The 20,386-nt window shown below is 73.6% G+C and carries 17 protein-coding genes and 1 riboswitch; of the genes, 1 reads left to right on the forward strand and 16 read right to left on the reverse strand.

Annotated features, from left to right (window positions below; translation table 11 throughout):
* Positions 1–7 precede the first annotated feature (7 nt).
* From ACXET9_RS05020 to ACXET9_RS05055, 8 genes are all read right to left on the reverse strand, one after another.
* Positions 8–793 carry a polyprenol monophosphomannose synthase gene (locus ACXET9_RS05020; protein ID WP_457885404.1) on the reverse strand — a complete coding sequence of 262 codons (786 nt, stop codon included), beginning with the start codon at positions 791–793 and terminating at the stop codon, positions 8–10.
* A complete protein-coding gene (gene lnt, locus ACXET9_RS05025) occupies positions 793–2,427 on the reverse strand; it encodes an apolipoprotein N-acyltransferase (protein ID WP_457885406.1) in 1,635 nt (544 codons plus the stop codon). The genes ACXET9_RS05020 and lnt overlap by 1 nt, the downstream gene beginning before the upstream one ends.
* Entirely contained in the window at positions 2,424–3,200 is a 777-nt protein-coding gene (locus ACXET9_RS05030) for a hypothetical protein (RefSeq protein WP_457885408.1), read from the reverse strand. Before ACXET9_RS05030 ends, lnt begins: the two co-directional genes overlap by 4 nt.
* A gap of 64 nt (positions 3,201–3,264) precedes the next feature.
* Positions 3,265–6,318 (reverse strand): DEAD/DEAH box helicase, encoded by a 3,054-nt coding sequence (locus ACXET9_RS05035; RefSeq protein WP_457885410.1) that lies wholly within the window; start codon positions 6,316–6,318, stop codon positions 3,265–3,267.
* Entirely contained in the window at positions 6,315–7,316 is a 1,002-nt protein-coding gene (locus tag ACXET9_RS05040) for a diacylglycerol/lipid kinase family protein (protein WP_457885412.1), read from the reverse strand. Before ACXET9_RS05040 ends, ACXET9_RS05035 begins: the two co-directional genes overlap by 4 nt.
* Positions 7,313–8,209, reverse strand: a complete 897-nt coding sequence (gene tatC / locus ACXET9_RS05045) for a twin-arginine translocase subunit TatC (RefSeq protein WP_457885413.1) — start codon at positions 8,207–8,209, stop codon at positions 7,313–7,315. The genes ACXET9_RS05040 and tatC overlap by 4 nt, the downstream gene beginning before the upstream one ends.
* A gap of 79 nt (positions 8,210–8,288) precedes the next feature.
* Positions 8,289–8,630 (reverse strand): Sec-independent protein translocase subunit TatA, encoded by a 342-nt coding sequence (gene tatA / locus ACXET9_RS05050; protein WP_457885414.1) that lies wholly within the window; start codon positions 8,628–8,630, stop codon positions 8,289–8,291.
* Between the two features lie 146 nt (positions 8,631–8,776).
* A complete protein-coding gene (locus ACXET9_RS05055; protein WP_457885415.1) occupies positions 8,777–10,786 on the reverse strand; it encodes a WYL domain-containing protein in 2,010 nt (669 codons plus the stop codon).
* Between the two features lie 69 nt (positions 10,787–10,855).
* Between ACXET9_RS05055 and ACXET9_RS05060 the strand changes: the two genes are divergently transcribed.
* Entirely contained in the window at positions 10,856–11,989 is a 1,134-nt protein-coding gene (locus ACXET9_RS05060) for a DUF3866 family protein (RefSeq protein ID WP_457885416.1), read from the forward strand.
* Between the two features lie 21 nt (positions 11,990–12,010).
* Here the strand turns inward: ACXET9_RS05060 and ACXET9_RS05065 are convergent, their stop codons facing one another.
* From ACXET9_RS05065 to ACXET9_RS05100, 8 genes are all read right to left on the reverse strand, one after another.
* Positions 12,011–12,442, reverse strand: coding sequence for a PH domain-containing protein (locus tag ACXET9_RS05065; protein ID WP_457885417.1), 432 nt, complete (start codon positions 12,440–12,442; stop codon positions 12,011–12,013).
* 160 nt (positions 12,443–12,602) lie between these two features.
* A complete protein-coding gene (gene hisG, locus ACXET9_RS05070; protein WP_457885418.1) occupies positions 12,603–13,460 on the reverse strand; it encodes an ATP phosphoribosyltransferase in 858 nt (285 codons plus the stop codon).
* Between the two features lie 113 nt (positions 13,461–13,573).
* Positions 13,574–13,837: a phosphoribosyl-ATP diphosphatase gene (locus ACXET9_RS05075; protein WP_457885419.1), complete on the reverse strand. Its 264-nt coding sequence runs from the start codon at positions 13,835–13,837 to the stop codon at positions 13,574–13,576.
* Positions 13,838–13,939: 102 nt separating this feature from the next.
* Entirely contained in the window at positions 13,940–14,644 is a 705-nt protein-coding gene (pnuC, locus tag ACXET9_RS05080; RefSeq protein WP_457885420.1) for a nicotinamide riboside transporter PnuC, read from the reverse strand.
* A gap of 95 nt (positions 14,645–14,739) precedes the next feature.
* Positions 14,740–14,858: riboswitch (FMN riboswitch) on the reverse strand.
* A 72-nt stretch (positions 14,859–14,930) separates the two neighbouring features.
* Positions 14,931–15,617 (reverse strand): ribulose-phosphate 3-epimerase, encoded by a 687-nt coding sequence (gene rpe, locus ACXET9_RS05085; RefSeq protein ID WP_457885421.1) that lies wholly within the window; start codon positions 15,615–15,617, stop codon positions 14,931–14,933.
* 38 nt (positions 15,618–15,655) lie between these two features.
* The gene (locus tag ACXET9_RS05090) at positions 15,656–17,230 is read right to left on the reverse strand and encodes an RsmB/NOP family class I SAM-dependent RNA methyltransferase (RefSeq protein ID WP_457885422.1); all 1,575 of its coding nucleotides are present in this window, start codon (positions 17,228–17,230) and stop codon (positions 15,656–15,658) included.
* Positions 17,227–18,198 carry a methionyl-tRNA formyltransferase gene (fmt, locus tag ACXET9_RS05095; protein WP_457885423.1) on the reverse strand — a complete coding sequence of 324 codons (972 nt, stop codon included), beginning with the start codon at positions 18,196–18,198 and terminating at the stop codon, positions 17,227–17,229. Before fmt ends, ACXET9_RS05090 begins: the two co-directional genes overlap by 4 nt.
* Before the next feature lie 40 nt (positions 18,199–18,238).
* Entirely contained in the window at positions 18,239–20,326 is a 2,088-nt protein-coding gene (locus ACXET9_RS05100) for a primosomal protein N' family DNA-binding protein (RefSeq protein ID WP_457885864.1), read from the reverse strand.
* Positions 20,327–20,386 lie beyond the last annotated feature (60 nt).

Here is a 20,386-nt window from a genome sequence, read left to right on the forward strand (position 1 = left end):
CCCTTCGTCAGCGGCCTCCAGCGTAGCCCAGCAGTCCGAGCACCTGCTGGGTGCGATGGGCGGCCCCCCAGAGGGTCACCTTCACGAGCGCCTCGCGCACGATGCCGGAGCTCATCTTGCTCACGCCCTCGGCGCGCTCGTCGAAGTCGATGGGCACCTCGGCGATGACGGCGCCGGCGGCGCGGGCGCGCCGGGTCATGTCCACCTGGAAGCAGTAGCCCTGGGAGGCGACGTCCCCGGCCATGAGCTCGCGCAGCAGGTCGGCGCGGAAGGCGCGGAAGCCTGCGGTGGCGTCGGCGACGCCCAGCCCGAGCATGCCCCGCACATACAGGTTCGCTCCGCGCGAGAGGATCAGGCGGTCCAGCGGCCAGTCGTGCACCCGTCCCCCGGGGACCCAGCGCGATCCGATCGCGAGGTCGGCGCCGCGCCGGACGGCCTCGAGCAGCCCGGGGAGCTGCTCGGGACGATGGGAGGCGTCGGCGTCCATCTCCACGAGCACCTCGTAGCCGCGCTCCAGCCCCCAGGCGAAGCCGGCGAGATAGGCGGGGCCGAGGCCCTGCTTCGCGGTGCGGTGGAGCACGTGGACGTTCTCGTCCGCGGCCGCCTGCTCGTCGGCCCACTGCCCCGTGCCGTCCGGGGAGGCGTCGTCGGCGACGAGGACGTGCGCGTAGGGCACGGCGGCGCGCAGCCGTGCCAGGGTGCCGGGAAGGGCCTCGCGCTCGTCGTAGGTGGGGATCACGACGAGGGTCGCCGGCGGCGGAGCGGTCGACGGACGGGAGATCGGAGTGGTCATCAGCGGCCCTTCTGAGAGGAACGACCGCCCGCGCGCTGCGCGCGGACGGCGGAGGAGGAGCGGAGCCCGCGGCGGCGGGAGGCGAGCGCACCGAGCCAGCCGAGCCCGCCGAGGACGCCGAGCCCGATGGCGGTCCAGGAGCCGGCGGCCACGGCGGGCGTGATCCCGGTGCGCAGGGGGACGTCGGCGAGCAGGGAGCCCTGCTCCCAATGCCCGACGTAGGCGAGCTGACGGCCCTCGGGCGTGAAGATCGCCGACTCCCCCACGGTGGAGATGTGCACGATGCTGCGTCCGGAGACGACGGCGAGGACCTTCGCCTCGGCGAGCTGCTGGGCGGCTTCGTCGGACTCTCCGAACAGGGCGTTGTTGGACTGCACGACGACCACCTCGGCACCGTCGCGGACCGTGTCGAACACCAGCGAGTCGTAGGCGATCTCGAAGCAGATCAGCACGCCGACCCGGCCCTCGCCGAGGCCCAGCTCGCCGAGGTCCATCACGCCGACCTCATCGCCCGCGATCATGTCGCGGCCCACGAGATCGACCTTGTCGCTGAACTGCCGGAAGAAGTCCCGGAAGGGCACGTACTCGCCGAAGGGCACGGGGTGGCGCTTCGCGTACTCGTACACGGCCTCGCCCTCGGAGTCGAAGAGCATCGAGGCGTTGATCCGCCGGTCCTCGCCGACGGCGTACTGGGTGCCCACCAGCAGCGGGGCGCCCGCGGCGTTCGCGGCCTGCCCGAGGGCGGAGGCGCGGTAGAGGTCCTGTCGCGGATCGACCTCGGTGGAGTCCTCCGGCCAGACCACGAGGTCGATGTCGGTCCCGTCCTCCGTGGCGCGGTCGATGACGTTCCAGGTCTCCTCCATGTGGTTGTCGAAGACGCCCTCGGGCATGACCATCGTCGCGGGGTCGATCTGGTCCATGTTCCCCTGCACGGCGGCGATGGTCATGGTGCTGCGGTCCGCGGGAGCGCGGTTGACCGGGAGCGGGACCACCACCGTGGACAGCACGAGACCGACGGCGAGGGCCAGCGGCCACACGCCGGCGATGCCCATCAGCCCGCGCCGGCGCCGGCTGAGCAGCGCCATCATCCCGTGCAGGAGCAGCTGGCCGATCATCGCGACGACGAATGCGAGGCCCGCGGTGCCGATCCACGGACCGAGGTTCAGCAGGGGCGAGTCCGCGAGCGCGAAGGCGGTCGCCCCCCAGGGGAGCCCGCCCCAGGGGACGGAGCTGCGCAGCGCCTCGACGCCGACCCACAGGGCCGAGACCACGATCGCTGTCGTCCAGCTCAGGCCCCGGCGCACCATGACGGTGCGGGCGAGGATGCCGAACAGGACGATGTAGAGCGCCTCGAAGACGCCCAGCGCGACCCACGGGAGGGTGCCCGCGTAGGTGTTCGCCCAGATCGTCAGCGGGACGAAGAAGGCCAGGCCCCAGACGAGGGAGACCAGCAGCGACATCCAGAACGAGCGCACCAGCAGCGCGGCGCTGAGCAGCGCGAGCGAGACCGGCAGCAGCATCCACAGGTCGTAGGGCGGGAAGGCCGCCAGGCAGGCGAGCCCGCCGAGCGCCGCGCACAGCAGCGCCATCGGCCAGGGGGTGGGATCGAACTCGTCCTCGTCGGTCGCGGTCATGCTCCTGCCTGCCGGTGGAGCGCGCCGAGGTCGTGCACGATGCGGCCGTCGACGACGGTGCGCAGGGCCCGCGGGGAGCCCTGGTCGAGATCGGGCAGCAGCGGGGTCCGTGAGCGGGGGTCGGTCGACCAGGTCTCGATGCGGTCGCCGTGTCCGCGCACGGTGAGATCCCAGGGCTCCCACAGCACGAAGGTGGCCTCGATGCCGGTGCGCAGGTCCCCGGGATGGCGATGGCCGGCGACTCGCTGGCCGCCGCGGGTCGCGGCGAGGAACGCGGCCCGATCGCTGATGCGCTGGGACTCCTCGCCGAGATGGGCGGCGCTGCGCACCCAGCTCCAGGGATCGGCGGCCTCAGGTGCGCCGGCGGATCCGAAGGCGAGGGGCGTGCCCTCCCCGAGCAGATCGAGATAGGGGGCGGACTCCGTGACGGGGGCGATCACGCGGACGCCGTCGCGCTCCCCCGTCGGACCGGCCAGGCGGCGGACGACCCCGCGCGCCGCGGCGTCGGCATCGGCGTCGGGATCCGGGGCGGAGCCGTCGGCGGTCGCGGCGGCGTCGACGAAGCCGGGCGTCATGAGGCAGCCGGTGGCGTCGACCTGCAGCGCGTCGGCGTGGAGGACGGCGGCGGTGTCCGCATGGCCGATCCAGGCGATCAGCCCGTCGGCGACGAGCACGGCATCGGCCTCGGGATCCGCGGTGCTGTAGAGGACCATCCCCGTGTACAGCGTCGAGGGCAGCGCTCCCGACAGGTCCGGGGGCGGCGTCATCGTCATCGCTCGATCTCCTGGGTCGTCTTCGTCTTCGTCTTCGTCTTCGTCGTCGCCGGCGCGCCGGCGCTCATCGATCGATCTCCTGGGCGACCAGTCCGCGCCGCACGCCGGCGATCGCGGCCCGCGCGGTGCCGCCGAGGCGCTCGTCGGCCGTCAGCTGATCGAGCAGATCGATCACCTGACGGCAGTGGCGCACGAAGTCGCCGGGGGCGAGATCGGCGTCGCCGAGCGCGGCCGCGAGGTGCGCGCCCCGTGCCCAGCGATGGACGATCGCCGCCACCGAGGGGTCCGGGGGCGGTGTGGGGTCCACGCCGTGGCGGGTCTGCGCCGCCTGCAGGCGCTGGGCGACCGCGGTGGAGGCATCGATCGCGGCGACCGCCGCGGGATCGTCGACGAGCTCGGGCGCGCGCCCGTCGTCCCGTCGGGACTCGCGGACCGCCGCCGAGACCACGGCGGCGAGACCGGCGGGATCCAGCCCCGCCCAGGCCCCGTGCTCGATGCACTCGGCGATCATCAGATCGCGATCGCTGAACAGCCGCCGCAGCCGCAGTCCGCGCTCGGTGGGGATGAGCGCCGTGGGGGTATCCGGATCGTCGGCGTCGGGGTCTCCGCCCTCTGGGCCGGGGCCGATGCCGGGGCCGGGGCGGGCGGACTCCTCCCGATGGAGGTAGCCGAGCTCGACGAGGAGGTCGGCGAGGCGGTCGAACTCGCGGGCGAGCGAGCTGGTGCGTCCCTCGATGCGGCGCTGCACTCCGGCGAGCTCCTTGCGCGTCCCGCGCCAGCGGCCGACCCAGCGCAGGTGGGAGGCCAGGTCGGGGCAGTCCGCGCAGGGATGCGCGGCGAGCTGCTCGCGCAGGCGCTGGAGCTCGGCGTCCTCCGCAGCGGTGGACGGGGTCCGCTGCGCGCGGCGCCGGACCTCGGCGCGGGCGTCGTCGTCGCGCCCGGAGAGCCGCTGGCGCAGGGCGGCGGCGGTGTCGCGCCGCACCTTCGTCGTGCCGAGACGGTCCTGGCGGGGCAGCTTCATGGTGTCGACCACGGCGGGCGGCGAGGGCACGTCGCCGGGACGGAGCGTGCGCCGTCGGCCCTCGACGTCCAGCAGGTCGACCTGCGGCCCTCCGAGGACCTGGCGATCGATGTCCAGGACGACGGCGTAGCCGCGGCGCTTGCCGCCGGGCAGCGCCACGATGTCCCCGCGCTGCAGCGAGGAGAGGGTGGAGCGGGTGCGGTCGCGGTCCTTCGCAGCGCGCTCCCGGGACAGGACCCGCTCGCGCTCGGTGATCCGCTCGGCGATGGCCGCGTAGGCGAGGAGGTCTCCCCGCTCGCAGGTCAGGGCCTCGCGGTAGGAGGCGGCGGCGTCCTCGAGCTCGCGGGCGCGGCGTGCGAGGCCGACGACGGAGCGGTCGGCCTGGAACTGGGCGAAGCTGGTCTCGAGGGTCTCCCGCGCCCTGCCCAGGTCGAAGCGCTCGAGGAGGTTCACAGCCATGTTGGCGGTGGGATGGAAGGCGGAGCGCAGCGGATAGGTGCGGCGGGAGGCGAGCGAGGCGACGGCGTTCGCGTCGAAGCCGCGACCGGCGACGACGACCGCATGCCCCTCGACGTCGATGCCGCGCCGCCCGGCCCGGCCCGTGAGCTGCGTGTACTCGCCGGGGGTGAGGTTGGCGTGCTCGACGCCGTTGAACTTCACGAGCTTCTCGAGGACCACGGAGCGGGCGGGCATGTTGATGCCGAGAGCGAGCGTCTCGGTCGCGAACACGACCTTCACGAGGCCCTCCGCGAAGAGCTCCTCGACGATGGTCTTCAGCAGCGGCAGGATGCCCGCGTGATGGGCGGCGTAGCCGTCGAGCATGGCGCGGCGGAACCCTGCGATGCCGAGCACCTCCTCGTCCTCCGGGCCGATCGCGGAGAGCCGTTCGTCGAGGATGCGGCGGATCGCCCGGCGCTCCTCGTCGGTCGTCAGGCGCAGACGGGCCTGGGCGCACTGCCGCACGGCGGCTTCGCAGCCCGCCCGCGAGAAGATGAAGACGATCGCAGGGAGCAGCGCGGCGTCGTCAAGCATCTCGATGACATCGGTGCGCCGCGCGGCGCGCGGGGTCCGCCCGCGGTCGCCGCGCCCGTCCCGGCCGCGGTCGCCGTGCTGGTGACGGTCCTCGGGCCGACGGCCGTCCTGACCGCGGAAGTCGTCGTACCGGCGATCGCCGTGGCTGCCGTGGCCGCCGCGACCATGACGCTGGCCGGAACCGCGGGGACGGTGCCGGCCCTGGGTGCCGCGACGGCCTCCGCCGTATCCGCGCCGGTCGCGGCCCGGGCCGCGCCCTCGGCCCCCGGGGCCGCCGTCGTCGAGCATCATGCTGCGCGAGGTGAGGCGCTCGACCTCAGGGTTGACCTCGCGGTCCGCGCGGGCGCCCGGACCGTGGGAGACGACGGCCTCGCCGTCGTCGCCGATGAAGAGGTCCAACAGCTGATCGCCGACGACCACGTGCTGCCACAGCGGCACCGGACGGGTCTCCGAGAGGATCACCTCGGTCTCGCCCCGGACCTCCTGCAGCCAGGCGCCGAACTCCTCGGCGTTCGAGACGGTCGCCGAGAGCGCCACCAGCTGCACGCCGGGGTCGAGATGGATGATGACCTCCTCCCACACCGGTCCGCGCAGACGATCGGCGAGGTAGTGGACCTCGTCCATGACCACGAAGCCGAGGCCGTTCAGGAGCTCGGAGTCCGCGTAGAGCATGTTGCGCAGCACCTCGGTGGTCATCACCACCACCTCGGCATCGGGACGCACGGAGGTGTCGCCGGTGAGCAGCCCCACCCGGTCGTGGCCGAGCCACTCGACGAGCTCGGAGTGCTTCTGGTTCGACAGCGCCTTGATGGGGGCGGTGTAGAAGACCTTCCGGCCCTGGGCGAGGGCGAGGTGGACGGCGAACTCCCCCACCACCGTCTTGCCGGCGCCGGTGGGCGCGGCGACCAGCACCGATCGGCCGCTCTCGAGCGCCCGGCAGCCGTCCAGCTGGAAGGGATCGAGCGCGAAGGCGTAGCGGGCGGTGAAGCGGCCCAGCTCGGACTCCGCCAGCTTCTGCTCGGCGCGCCAGGCGGCGTACTGCTCGGACGGGGACGGCGGGGTCATCGCGGTCCTCCCTTCCATCGGGTCCCGATGCCGGCGGGCAGGGTCGCGGGCTCGGCGGAGGCGGTGGCGGCGCCCTCGAGGTCGGCGAGCAGGCGCACCGCTCCCGGGAGCACCCGCGCGGTCAGCGGGAGCAGCGAGGTCGCCTCGCCGTCGGCGTAGGCGCGCAGCGTGCGCCCTTCCCGCAGACCGATCGTGACCTCGCGGACAGCCGTCACCTCGAAGCCGTCGATGCCCAGGTGGGAACCGGAGAACACGCGGGGGAAGAAGCGCATGAGCCCGGCGCGGCCCAGGCCGGACAGCGTCACGAGCTCGAGCGTCCCGTCGTCGACGCGGGAGTCCGGGGAGACCCGCATCCCGCCTCCGTAGGTGCCCGAGCTGCAGAGCGAGACCAGGGTCGCGTCGATCTCGCGGCGCTCTCCGCCGTCGGCCTCGATCCAGTAGGGCAGCGGCCGGAAGGAGACCAGCTCGCGCATCATCGCGGTGGTGTAGCGCAGCGCGTGGCCTCGCCCGGCCCGGTTCGCGCGGGCGTTGACGAGGGCGTCGAAGCCGAGGTTCACGTTGCCGAGGGCGAGCGTGCGGTGGACGGGGCCGGCGTCCGAGGCCGAGACGATCTCGATCGCGTCGATCGTCACCACGGGCCGGGACAGGGCGCGCAGGAGGACGCGCGTCGCGGCCTCGGGATCGTCGAGCGGCAGGCCGAGCGCCCGGGCGAGGTCGTTGCCGGAGCCAGCGGGGACGATGCCGAGCCGCACCGGGGTGCCGGCGACGATCTCGGCGCCGAGGGCGACGGTGCCGTCGCCGCCGACGACGACCAGCGCGGTGAGGGTGTCCCGCACATCATGGGCGCGGGCCCGGGCCGTGCTCGCCGTCGGGGCCGAGAGATCCACGACGGAGATGCCGGCGAGGCGCAGCAGATGGCTCACCTGACGGCCGACGCGGTGCGCTGCCCCCTGAGCCGCTGTCGGGTTCGACAGCAGCCCGACGCGCAGTCTGCTCACCTGTCCTCCGGATCGTCCAGTCGCTCGGGAGCGTCGATCGACTCGACCTCGTCATCGATCGTGCTGGCGGTCTCGTCGTCGAGGTCGTCGTCCTCGCCCGGTCGCGGATGCCGCTTGTCATGGATGATCGAGATCACGACGGCGGCGAAGAACAGCGAGGAGATCGCCGAGGACATGCCGATCAGCGTGACCGGATCCGGTGTCGGGACCATGACCGCGGTGAAGCCGAAGCACAGGAAGATAACCCAGCGCCAGGCCTTCAGCATCGACGTGCCGCGGATCAGGCCCATGAAGTTCAGCAGGACCAGGACGACCGGCATGACGAAGGCGATGCCGAAGGCGAGCATGGTCTTGACGACGAGCGACAGGTACTCGTCGTAGGGGATGATCTGCGAGGTGCCGTCCTCGGTCGGCGTGAAGCTCATGAGGACCGGGACCAGGTTGGAGACCGCCCAGTAGCCGGCGATGCAGCCGATGAAGAACAGCGGGATCGCCGCGCCGAAGAAGCCCAGCGCATAGCGGCGCTCGTTCTTGTGCAGGCCCGGCATGATGAACAGCCAGACCTGCAGGATGATCACCGGAGATGCCAGGATCAGGCCGATGTACGCGGCCATCTGGAGCTTCACGTTGAAGCCCTTGGCCACGCCCTGGAAGTTGATCATCGCCTGCAGGTCGGAGTCCTCGCCGGCGGCGAGGATGGGGGCGCGGATCGCGTCGTACACCCACGGGAAGAGGAACCAGCCGACGACCGACAGCAGGACGACCGCGACAGCGCAGATCACCAGTCGGTTGCGCAGCTCGACCAGGTGCGATCCGAGGGACATCCTCCCCTCGGGATCCTTCTTCTGCCGCTTCTTCCCGGCCTCACCCTTCGCGCCCGTTGTGCTCGCCACGAATGTGCTCCTCCAGAGTTATGGGTCCGGACCGCCGACGGCCCGGACCCGTCATGCCCGCCGACGGGCGGGATGCGTCTCAGTCGCGACGGTAGGTGTTGTCGTCGTCGTCGCGGGAGCGGACGGCCTCGCGGTCCTGCTCCTCATCGCGGGGATCGAACTCGCGGTCGCGCGAGGAGCGCGCATCGCTCTGACGGGAGGAGCTCGAGGAGGAGCGGCGGTCGCGCCGGTCGTCCTCGTCCTCGTCGTCCTCGTCGTCCCTGCCGGCCTCGTCGCCGCGCAGCTCCTCGACCTCGCTCTTGAAGATGCGCATCGACTTGCCGAGGTTGCGGGCGAGGCCCGGGAGCTTCCCCGCGCCGAAGAGCAGGACCACGACCAGGAGCAGGATGATGAGAGCCGCAGGGTTGCGGAACAGATTCATGGAAGTACCTTTCAACAGCGCCGTCCGCATGCACGGCTCAGTCCATGGTCCCACAGTGGACCGTGCATCGCCGTGCCGTGGGGACGGCGACTCGTCCCACCGTGTGATGTCGACCCACCGTGTGATGGGCCATATAAGCGTAGCGCCTAGTTCCTGTGTGCCGGACGAGACGAGTCCCGTGCCACGATCACGATCGTGTCTCTCAGGTCACGCGGGAGGAGCACCTCCGCGGCGCCCGCGGATTCGAGGACGGCGTCGACCAGAGCGGCTCTCACCGGATGCTCCAGACGGGCGTAGACGAGAGGGCCGTCGCCGTCGCGCAGCTCCGCCGCGGCGAAGGACTCGGCGATCCAGCGCCCGGGGGCGTCGAGCCGCAGCCAGACCTCGCCGTCGACCGTCCCGCGCAGGTCGGGGCCGGTCCCCTCCTCGGACAGCCGGCCGGGCGCGTCCGCGGGGAGGATCTCGACGATCCGGTCGAGCCGGAACTGCCGCTCGTCGCCCCGCAGCTCGCAGTGGGCGCGCAGATAGGAGCGGGTGCCGTCGGTCTCGATCGCGATCGGCCGGATGGTGCGCACGCTGGTCCCCGCCGAATCCGGCGCGGAATAGCGGATCGTGAGTGTCCCGCCCTCCGTGCGGAGCGCCTCTCCGACCGCCGCGAGCACGGCGTCGGCGCGGGATGCGGTCCGGGTGCCGGCATCCTCGGCCGCGCTCCCCGTTCCGGTTCCCGTCTCCTCCGCGGGAGAGGCCGCCTCTGCCGCCGGCGCCCCGTCGGCGGAGGCCCCCAGCTCCGCACGCAGCTTCGCCGTCGCGCTCGCGACGAGACCGGCGGTCTCCCCCGCCGACGGCTCGAGCGCGGAGAGGCCCGCCAGGAGCGCCGTGATCTCCGTTCGGCTCAGGCGCAGTGCGCGACGGAGGGGCTCGGCGTTGCGGACCCTCACCACGCCGTGCTCCCATTCGGCCTCGATGAGGTCCTGCTCCCAGCCGGTGGCGAAGTCCCCGCACAGGAACAGGACCTGCAGATCCTTGATCAGCTGCTTCTCGGAGATGCCGAGGGCGCCGGCGAGCTCGGCCGTCTCGACCTCGTCGCGGCTCATGACGTAGGACGCCTCGCTGATCAGCCGCGAGAGGTGATCGCCGGCGGCCGTGGGCGTGCGGATCCGTCGGGCGTCGCGCGGGACGGCGGCCTCGAGCGCGGCGAGATCCGGCGAGGCGGCATGGGCGTCGGCGATGTCGCCGAGGACCGCGGAGATCTCCTCGCGCCAGAGCACCGGCTCGACCACCTCGATCCAGCGGATGTCCGCGAGCGCCAGACGCCGGGCCGCGGAGCGCGGCATCGCCGGCAGCTCGAGCGTCCCGTCATCGAGGGCCGCGCCCGCGAGATCACGCAGGGCGAGGGCCTTGTACGGGGCGGCGCGGACGATCATCCGCTGCTCGCCCTCCGGGTTCGCGTGCATGGACTCGAGAGCAGTGGAGAGCGCTGTCGCGAGGCTGACGTCGGCCGGCCGCGGATGCGCGGCGACCGTCCTCACCTCCGGATAGCTCTCGATGCGGGAGGCGCGGAAGATCCGCGGGGCCTCGCGGTCGAGGTCCCAGCCGTGGACGTACCAGTGGCCGTCGTGGACGCCGACGGCCCACGGCTCGACATGCCGGTTCGCGCGCCGGTTGTCGGTGCCGCGGTAGTCGAAGCGCACTGCGCGCCCGGCGGTGACCGCCTCCAGCAGCGGGGTCAGCACGGGCAGCGACTCGACCGTGCCGCGCGGGGTCCGGCGCAGCAGGTCCGGATCGGCGTCGTGCCCGAGGCTGAGGAGCTTGGCGCGGACCCGGCGGGCGGCCCCGCCGGCGGCCGCATCGTCCCAGGCGCGGCTCGCCGCCAGCAGCACCGTGTACTCCTCGCGGCTGAGATCGAGGACCGCATCCCCCGCCGCCGTGTCGATCCGGTAGTACACGGTGTTCTGGTCGAAGAGATCGGTCTCGGTGCTCAGCGGGAGGCCGAGATCGAGGATCTGCGCCTTGTCCCGCTCGAACATGCGCTCGGCGGCGGCATCCGCCTCCCGGTACTCGGGGATCGCGGCGAACAGCTTCGCCCGGTCGATCCGCCGGCGCGAGCCGATCGTCATGATGACGTTGAGGAGTCTCTCCGTGCTCTTGGCAGCCACCCGGTCAGAGTACCGGCCGTGCGTTCGGCGCGGCGGAGGATTCCGGCTCCTCGCCCGTACCCTGGGGACATGCTGCGATGGGAACGGGGAACAGTCGTCGAGGTGCGGGACTCCTGGCCGGGGGTCGTGCGCCTGCGCGTCGCGATCACGAGCGCCGCTGGGGCCGCGGGCGCCGGGGAGTCGGTCGCGGCGCTCGCCTACCCCGAGCTCACGGGAGCCCCGCAGGTCGGCGAGCAGGTGCTGCTGAACACGAACGCGCTCCGCCGCGGCCTGGGGACCGGCGGCGAGGCCCTCGTCGTCGCCCGGCCGGACGCTCTGCCGGAGGCCGACGAACCGGCCGGGCACATGGTCAAGGCCCGCTACACGCCCATGCAGACGATGGTCGACGCCATCGACGACCCGTCCGGCGAGCACCACGACCTGCTCCAGGACGCCGACGACCTCGCCGGCCTCCCCGTCGTCGTCGCCGACCTCCACTCGGCGCTGCCCGCCGTCGTCGCCGGCATCCGTGCGCAGGCGCCGTCGGCGCGGATCGTGCACGTGCACACCGATGCTGCGGCGCTGCCCGCCGCCTTCTCCCGCACCGCGGCGGTGCTGCGGGAGGAAGGGCTCATGGAGGCGACGATCAGCGTCGGACAGGCCTTCGGCGGCGATCACGAGGCCGTCACCGTCCACTCCGCGCTGCTGGCCGCCCGCCTCGCACTCGGAGCCGACGTCGTCATCGCCGTCCAGGGGCCCGGCAACCTCGGCACCGGCACCGCCTGGGGCTTCTCGGGCGTGCAGGCCGTCGAGGCGCTGCATGCCGCGAGCGTGCTGGGCGGGGTCCCGATCGCGGCGTTGCGGGTCTCCGGCGCGGACCCGAGGCCCCGGCACCGGGGGCTCTCGCATCACGCGTCGACGGTGCTGGGGCGAGCCGCCCTCGCTCCCCTGCGTCTGCCCGTGCTCTCCCCCGCCGACCCTCTCAACAGCGCTTTTCATGCGTCTGTCGCCGAACAGGTTCGTGAAGAGATCGTCGAGCTCGGTCGTGCGCGCGGCATCCTGCACGCGGTCGAGGAGATCGATGCCGACGGGCTCCTCGCGGCGCTCGCCGCGCTCCCGGTGCGGCTGTCGAGCATGGGACGGGGCCTGGAGGAGGATGCGGCGCCCTTCCTCTACCCGGCGCTCGCCGGGCGCGCCGCGGGACGGCTGCTCGACGCCGGCTGAGGAGCCGTCCCGCGGTCCGGGTCAGCCGCTGCCCGGGAAGTCCTCCGGGGACGCCTCCCCGCGCTGGCGGATGAGCCGGCGGAGACGGTGCGCGGCGGCCACGGCGCGTCGGCCGTCGGCGGTCGATATCGCCATCGTCGCGAGCGTCGTGCCGTCGGCGAGGTCCAGGTGCGCCCAGGGGTCGCCCATCGGATAGCCGACGTCGACGATCTCCGCCCATTCGAGGGTGCGGGAGGACAGATGGTTGCGGACCTCGAGGGTGTGCTCGCGCGCGACGAGGCGAACGCGCGCCTCGAGATGGCAGATCAGCAGTCCCAGCACGCCCAGCAGGATCAGGGCGGTGCGGCCGCCGAGGGAGAAGCCGGGGATCTTCAGCGCCCACCAGGAGGTGCCGCCGAGCATGATGAGCCCGGTCGGGTAGCCGACGAGGCGCACCATGAGCGGGCGCAGCACGATCGTGTCCCCCGGGCGATCCGGCTCGGACCCGGACGGACCGTCCCCTCCCGGTCCGGAGCCCGTCGGACCTCCTCCCGCCGGACCCGAGTCCGTCGGCCCCGAGGGGGACGACGGACCGTCGGGGCCGTGCGGGCGGGACATCGGTCGCCGCGGCAGGTCAGATGCGGCAGGCCTGGATCGCGGTGACGAGGATGGCGCGGGCGCCCACCTCGTACAGGTCGTCCATCATGCGGTGGGACTGACGGCGCTCGACCATCACGCGCACGGCCGACCATTCGCCGTCCCGCAGGGGCGAGACCGTCGGCGACTGGAAGCCGGGCGAGATCGCCACGGCGCGCTCGAGGAGGTCGGAGGGGATGTCGTAGTCGAGCATCACGTACTCGCGGGCGACGAGCACGCCGCGCAGACGGCGCTCGAGCACCTCGAGGGAGTGCTGGGCGTCGGCGTCGAGGGTCATGCCGGGGCGCGAGAACAGCACGGCCTCCGAGGTCATGATCGGATCGCCGAAGGGCTCCAGGCCGGCCTGGCGGAGCGTCGTGCCGGTCTCGACGACGTCGGCGATCACGTCCGCGACGCCGAGCCGGATGGAGGACTCCACCGCGCCGTCGAGGTGCACGACCTCCGCGGTGATCCCGTGCTCTCCCAGGTGGTCCTGGACGAGGTTCTCGTAGCTGGTGGCGATGCGGACGCCGGCGAGCTCGCCCACGCTCGCATGCTGGCCCACGGGCGCGGCGAAGCGGAAGGTGGAGCGGGCGAAGCCGAGCGACAGGATCTCCTCGGCCGGGGTGCGGGAGTCGATCAGCATGTCCTGGCCGGTGATGCCGACGTCGACGGTCCCGGAGCCCACGTACACGGCGATATCGCGGGGGCGCAGGTAGAAGAACTCGACGTCGTTCTCATGGTCGACGACGACGAGCTCCTTGGCCATGCCGCGACGACGGTAGCCCGCCTCCTGCAGCAGGTCGGCGGCGGGCTCGGACAGGGCGCCCTTGTTGGGGACTGCGATGCGCAGCACGGTTCCTCCTTCGCCGCGCGGCGGCGCGCGCGAGCGGATGGTTCAGGCCGGACGAGCGTCCGGGGACGGCGGGGCGGACCGCCTCGGAGCGGTCCCGGAGCAGGCGGACCGGCTCAGAGCTTGCGGTAGACGTCCTCGAGGGTGAGGCCCTTGGCGACCATCATGACCTGCACGTGGTAGAGCAGCTGGCTGATCTCCAGGGCCGCGTCGTCGAGGGTCTCGTGCTCGCAGGCCATCCAGACCTCGGCGGCCTCCTCGACGATCTTCTTGCCGATCTGATGGACGCCGCCGTCCAGCTCCCGCACGGTGCCCGATCCCTCGGGACGGGTGCGTGCCTTCTCGGTCAGCTCGGCGAACAGCGCTTCGAAATCCTTCACGCGCCCAGGGTACTGGTCCGCGCACGCCGACGGCGCCGCCGCCCGTCGGACGGACGTCGGACGGACGTCGGACGAGCGGCGGACGAGCGGCGGACGGTGCCGTCAGCGGCGGCGGACCGTCGGATCCAGATGCGCGGTCTCGACCTCGACGCTCCGCGCCCGGTCCTCGCTGCGGCGCACCCGCCACCACACGAAGAAGCCGGTGAGGGTGAAGCATCCGTAGAAGATGTACATGAAGGCGCTCGCGTAATAGCCGGCGCTGACCAGCAGCGGCACGCCGACGATGTCGACGGCCACCCAGATCAGCCAGAACTCCACCCAGCCCTTGGCCATGCCGAAGGTCGCCAGCAGCGAGCCCATGAAGATCCAGGCGTCCGCCCAGACGGGCTCGTACGAGCCCAGCGCCCGGAAGAGCGGGGTGAGCAGGGCGGTGCCGCCCACGAGCACCACCACCAGCAGGGCGCGGGTCCCCCAGGAGGCCCATCGCGGCTCGACGGCGGTGCCGCCGGAGTCCTTCGCCTGCTTCCAGCGGATCCAGCCGTAGACGGCGGTGGCGATGAACATCACCTGACGGCCGGCCTGGCCGTAGAGGTCGATGCTGGCGGGGCTGCCGAAGACGGTCCCCAGGAACACGGTCAGCAGCAGCACGTTGCCGACGATGCCGATGGGCCAGGCCCAGACCTTGCGGCGCATGCCGCCCAGCGCGCTGAGCAGTCCGAAGACGTTGCCGAGCACTTCGCGCCAGAGGATGAACTGTCCGCCCGCGAACTCGATCTTCGCGTCGAAGAGCCACTGCAGGAGATCCATGAGGGTCCTTTCTCCCGTCGGATGCAGTGGCTCCGGGGGAAAAGGGATCCGGCACGCCGACGGCGGCGCGCTCGGGCGCGCTCGACGGCATGCAGGACGTGCGCCTCTCATCCAGGCTTTCACTGTCGGTGCCGGAGTTCCACCGGCTCCACCGCTGGCGCGGGTCGCGGACTATCACCGCCGGCTCGGATTTACACCGACCCCGGAGCACGTCACAGGATGTGACCGACCCACGATATACCTGGTCGCAGCCCCGCCGCCGTGATGGAGACGACAGCCGGCGGCGTCAGTGCGCGCCGTGCGCGGAGGCCAGCTCCCGCAGCGCGGCGATCTCCTCGGCGGCGTCCTGCGCCCGGTAGATCGCGGACCCGGCGACGAACACGTTGGCGCCCGCCTCGGCGCAGCGCTCGATGGTCTCCCGGCTCACGCCGCCGTCGACCTGGACCGAGACCTCGAGGTTCGCCTCCGAGATCGCCCGTCGGGCCCGACGGATCTTCGGGAGCATCGTCTCGAGGAAGCTCTGGCCGCCGAAGCCGGGCTCGACGGTCATGATCAGCAGCATGTCGAACTCGCCGATGACGTCGAGCAGCGGCTCCACCGGGGAGGCGGGCCGCAGCGCGACGCCGACCGCCGCGTTCTTGCGCCGCAGCTCCCGTGCGAGCCGGATGGGCGCGGCCGCGGCCTCGAGGTGGAAGGTCACCGAGGAGGCGCCGGCCTCCGCGAAGGCCGGGGCCTCGCGGTCGGCGTCCGCGATCATCAGGTGCGCGTCCACGGGGATGGGGCTGCGCTCGACGATCTGCTCGACCATCGAGGTGCCGAAGGTGAGGTTCGGGACGAAGCGGTTGTCCATCACGTCGACGTGGACGCTGTCGGCGGCGGCGATCCGGTCGAGCTCCTCGCCGATCCGCATGAAGTCGGCGTTGAGGATGCTGGGGTGGATGTAGTGGCCGTCGGTGGCGTAGGCGGGGCTCATCGGGATCGGGGGTCCTTCCGTCGGGGCGCGGGGCGGGGTCAGGAGGCCGCGGGCAGGCGGCGCAGCAGGGCGATGAACATGGCGTCGGTGCCGTGGACGTGGGGCCACAGCTGGACGGAGGGGCCCTCCCCCAGCTCGGCGTCCTCGCGGGCGCCGGGGAGGATCCCCTCGAGGACGGCGGGGCGCGCGTCGAGCTGCTCGACGTCGTCCCGTCGGCGCAGCACGTCGGCGACCACGAGCCGGGTCTCCGCCGCATGCGGGGAGCAGGTGACGTAGGCGACGACGCCGCCGGGCGCGGTCGCGTCGAGCGCGGAGCGCAGCAGATCCCGCTGGATGACGCCGAGATGGCCGATGTCGCCGGGCGTGCGGCGCCAGCGCGACTCGGGCCGACGGCGGAGCGCGCCGAGGCCCGAGCAGGGCACGTCCGCGAGGACGCGCGAGAAGCGGCCCGGGAGCTCGGCGCCGATGCAGGTGCCGTCGGCCGTGCGGGTCTCGATCTCGCAGCCCGCCTCGCGGAGGGTCTCCACGGCCCGGTCGACGAGCTCGGTGCGATGCTCCTGCAGCTCGACGGCCAGGAGGTCGGCGTCGTGCTCGATCGTCAGGCCGCCGAGCAGGGCGGTCTTGCCGCCCGGGCCCGCGCACAGGTCGAGCCAGTGGGCGTCGTCCGCGAGGACCGCGTCGTCGGCGCCGGCGGCGAGGGCCAGGGCCATCAGCTGGCTGCCCTCGTCCTGCACGGCCGCGCGTCCCTCCCGCACGGCGTCGAGGCCGCCGGGATCGCCCGAGGGCCAGGAGGCGGCGAAGATGCTCAGCCGCCCCTGCGAGGCCCCGGAGTCGATGAGCTCGTCGAGGTCGGTGAGCCCGGGACGCATGACGAGGGACACCGCGGGGGCGGCGTTCTGCGCGGCCAGTAGCTCGTCGATCTCCCCCGGGTCGCGGCCGTGCGCCGCGAGCGCCTCGGTGAGCGCCCGCACCACCCAGCGCGGATGCGAGTGGACGACGGCGAGGTGCCCGGTGGGGTCGGTCTCGCGGTCCGGGGCGACCTCGGGGATCCACTCCTCGAGGGTCCTCTCCCCCACCCGGCGCAGGATCGCGTTGGCGAAGCCGGCGGCGCCCGCCCCGACCTCCTGACGGGCCAGGGCCACGGTCTCGGAGGTGGCCGCATGCGGCGCGACGGCCATGTCCAGCAGCTGGTAGGCGCCCAGGCGGAGCACGTCCAGCAGGGCGGGGTCGATGTCCTCGAGCGGACGGTCGGTGCAGGCGGCGATGATCGCGTCGAGGCGGCCCTGGGCGCGCAGGGCGCCGTAGAACAGCTCCGTGGTGAACGCGGCGTCGCGACCGGAGACGCGATGGCGGCGCAGCAGGCGCGGGAGGACGAGGTTCGCGTAGGCATCGTCCTCGCGGACGGCGCGGAAGCCCTCATAGGCGACCTGGCGGGCCGGCGTGGTGCGGCTCCTGCGCTCGGAGGGGCGCTGCTCGGACCAGCCGCGGCGCGGCCCGCCCTCGCCGCGCGAGCCCGACCGTTCGCGGCCACGGGCGTCGCGGCGGCGTCCGCCGTCGCGGTCTGATCGCCCGCCCTGACGGCGGTGGTCCTGGCGGTCGTCGTCGCGGGTCATGCGCGCTCCTCGGAGGTGGTGCTGTCGGTGTCGTCGGGGGCGCCGAAGGCGGGGGCGTCGCCCAGGGCGGCGCCGCGGGCCCAGTCGGCGGCGCGCATGGCGCGCTTCCCCGCGGGGGCGACGGTCCCGAGCGCGAGCGGCGTCGTGCCCGTGCCGACGAGCAGGTGCCGCTTCGTCGCGCGCAGCGTCCCGGGGGCGAGGCGCGGGGCATCCGCCGGGAGCTCCTCGAGGCCGAGGACCTTGAACCGGTCGCCGTCGAGCAGCGTCCAGGCGCCCGGGTCGGGGCTCATGCCGCGGATATGGGCGCTGACGCGGTCGGCGGGAAGGGACCAGTCGATGCGGGCCTCGGCGGGTGTGAGCTTCGCGGCATGGGTGGCCAGCGCATGGTCCTGCGGCGCGGCGACGGCGGTGCCGGCGGCGATCGCATCGAGGGTCTCGACGAGCAGCTCGGCGCCCTGCACGGCCATCGCCTCGAGGAGCTCCCCGGAGGTCGTGAGGGGGCCGATCGGCGACGGGGCGCTCGCCAGGACGTCCCCGGTGTCGAGGCCCTCCTCGATGCGGAACACGCTGATGCCGCTGGCGGAGGCGCCCGACAGCACGGCCCGCTGCGCGGGCGCGGCCCCACGCCACTGCGGCAGCAGGGAGAAGTGCAGGTTGATCCAGCCGTGGGCGGGGATGTCGAGCGCGGGAGCAGGGATCAGCTGGCCGTAGGCGACGACGGGCGCGACATCGGGCGCGAGGTCGCGCAGACGCTGCTGGACCTCGGGATCGCGCAGGCTGCGCGGGGTGATCACCTCGATGCCCTCCGCGTCGGCGAGGGCGCGCACGGGGCTGGGGCGGAGCTTCCGGCCGCGACCGGAGGGGGCATCGGCGCGCGTGAGGACTGCGACCACCTCGTGGTCGGAGTCGAGCAGCGCGCGCAGGGACGGGAGGGCGGCCTCGGGGGTGCCGGCGAAGAGCAGACGCATGATGCCCCCAGTCTAGGTGCCCGTCGGGGCGGCCCCGAGGTCAGAAGACGTCGGGCGGGTCCAGGCGCACGCGCAGGGACCCGCGCTCCTTGCGGGCCGACCGGCCGGCGACGCCCGCTCGCAGCGCATCCGCGAGCTCCCGGGAGCGGCGCGGCTCGATGCGCAGCACCGCCCGGGCGCGGCCGCGGTCCTCCCCCGCCTCGAGGTCGACGGGCCCGAACACGGAGACGCCGTCGGGCAGGTCGACGGTCTCGAGGAAGGTGCGGCAGGCCTCGCGGTCCCCGACGACCTCGGCGACCCGCGAGAACGGCGGCAGATCCAGCTCACGGCGATCCTCGAGCACACGGTCCAGGAAGAGCCCGGAGCGGTGCGCGACGAGATCGCGGATCGCCGGGAGGGTCTCCGTGCCCACCACGAGCACCTCCCCGCCCTCGGCCGCGGGGCGCACCAGGGCGATGGCCGCGCGCCAGCGGCGGACCGCCTCGACATCGGCGTCATAGGCCGCGCGGCCCAGCATCGCATCGGCGTCGAGGAGGACGGCGGCGGCGTAGCGGCCTCGCGGGCACGGCTCCGCGCCCGGCGTCGACACCACGATCGCCCCGTCCTCCACGGCGACGTCCTCGAGAGGGCCGTGGGCTCCGCCGGCGATCTGCAGGTGCGCGTCGGGGAAGGTGCGCCCGAGCTCCTCGGCGGTGCGGGCGGAGCCGACGACCATGGCCCGCACCCCGGTGCGATCGCATTCGGGGCAGCGGTAGCCGTCCTCGCGGCGGCCGCAGACCCCGCACTGCAGGGGCCCCGACCGGCCCCGCACCGTGAGCGGCGCCGAGCATTCGGGGCAGCGGGCGCGCGTGCCGCAGAACGTGCAGGCGACCGCCGGCGCATACCCCGATCGCGGGACCTGGACGAGCACCGGGCCCCGGGTCATCCCCTGGCGGATCACGCGCAGCGCCTCGCCGGGGATGCGGGTGCGTCCGCCGGGGCCCTCGCGGTCGCGCAGGTAGCGGTCCATGGCGATGATGCGCGGTCGCACGAGCGGCATCGGCGCCGGCACGGGGCTCAGGTCCACGAGGTGGCCGGCGTCGACCAGGGTCCGCACCGCGACGGACTCGGTGGAGGAGACCAGCAGCAGCGCGGCCCGCTCCTCCCGGGAGCGGCACTGCAGGACGGTGCGCGTGTGCGGGTACGGGGAGCGGGGCTCGACGAGCAGGTCGTCGGACTCGTCGAGGCAGATGATCAGCCCCAGGTCCCGCACCGGGGCGAAGGCGGCCGAGCGGCTGCCCAGCACGATCCGCGAGGCGCCCCGCAGGATGCGCCGGTACGTCCGATAGCGCTTCTCCGGGCCCTCGGTGCCGGAGAGGACCTCGTGGGCGAGGTCGCGCTCGTCGAGGGCGCGCGAGAGCCGTGCGATGTCGCGCTGGTCGGGAGCGACGACGAGGACGCCGACGGACGGGTCCGCATCGGCGATCGCGTCGGCGACGACGACGGTCCACGGATCGGCCGCGTCCAGGACGATCGATGCTCGCGGGACAGGTCCCTCGGCGCTCCCCGCCCGGGCGACGAGCGCGGACAGACCCGTGTAGCGGTCCCCCGGCCGGGGCGCGGCCGGGGCCTCCGCCCCGCTGTCCTCTGCTGTGACGTCCTCTGCTGTGACGTCCTCTGCTGTGACGTCCTCGGCCGTGCTGCCCTCGTCCGCGCTCGCTGCGGCCTCCGCCCGGGCGGCCTCGGCGGCGGCCTCGGCCTCGGCGGCGGCGCGGTCGGCCTTCTCGGCGCGGGCGTGGCGCGGCGGGAGCGCGAGGCGCAGCACGTCGCCGACGGTGCCGGCGCAGCGCTCGGCGATCTCCTCGCAGGCGCGCAGCAGCCGCGGCGGCATGACGACGTCGTCGGACACGAGCCGGGTGAGCGCCGCGAGCGGCCGATCGGTCGAGGGCTCCGCCCGGCGCTCGAGGACGATCCCCTCGGTGTCGCGGCCGGAGAAGCGCACCCGCACGCGCATGCCCGGGCCGGCCTCCGCGGTCGCCGGGGTGACCGCGTACTCGAAGGGGCGGTCGAGGTGCGGGAGCACGCCGATCAGGCGCACGCTCGCCACCGGCAGCTCGTCGACGACGTCGAAGCCGGCGGTCGTGCGCAGGCCGGAGCCCCGGGTCGTGCCGGAGCGGCTCGGCCCGGGGCCGTCGGGGACGACGACGGC

The sequence above is a fragment of the Brachybacterium netajii (SeqCode) genome (assembly GCF_054114245.1).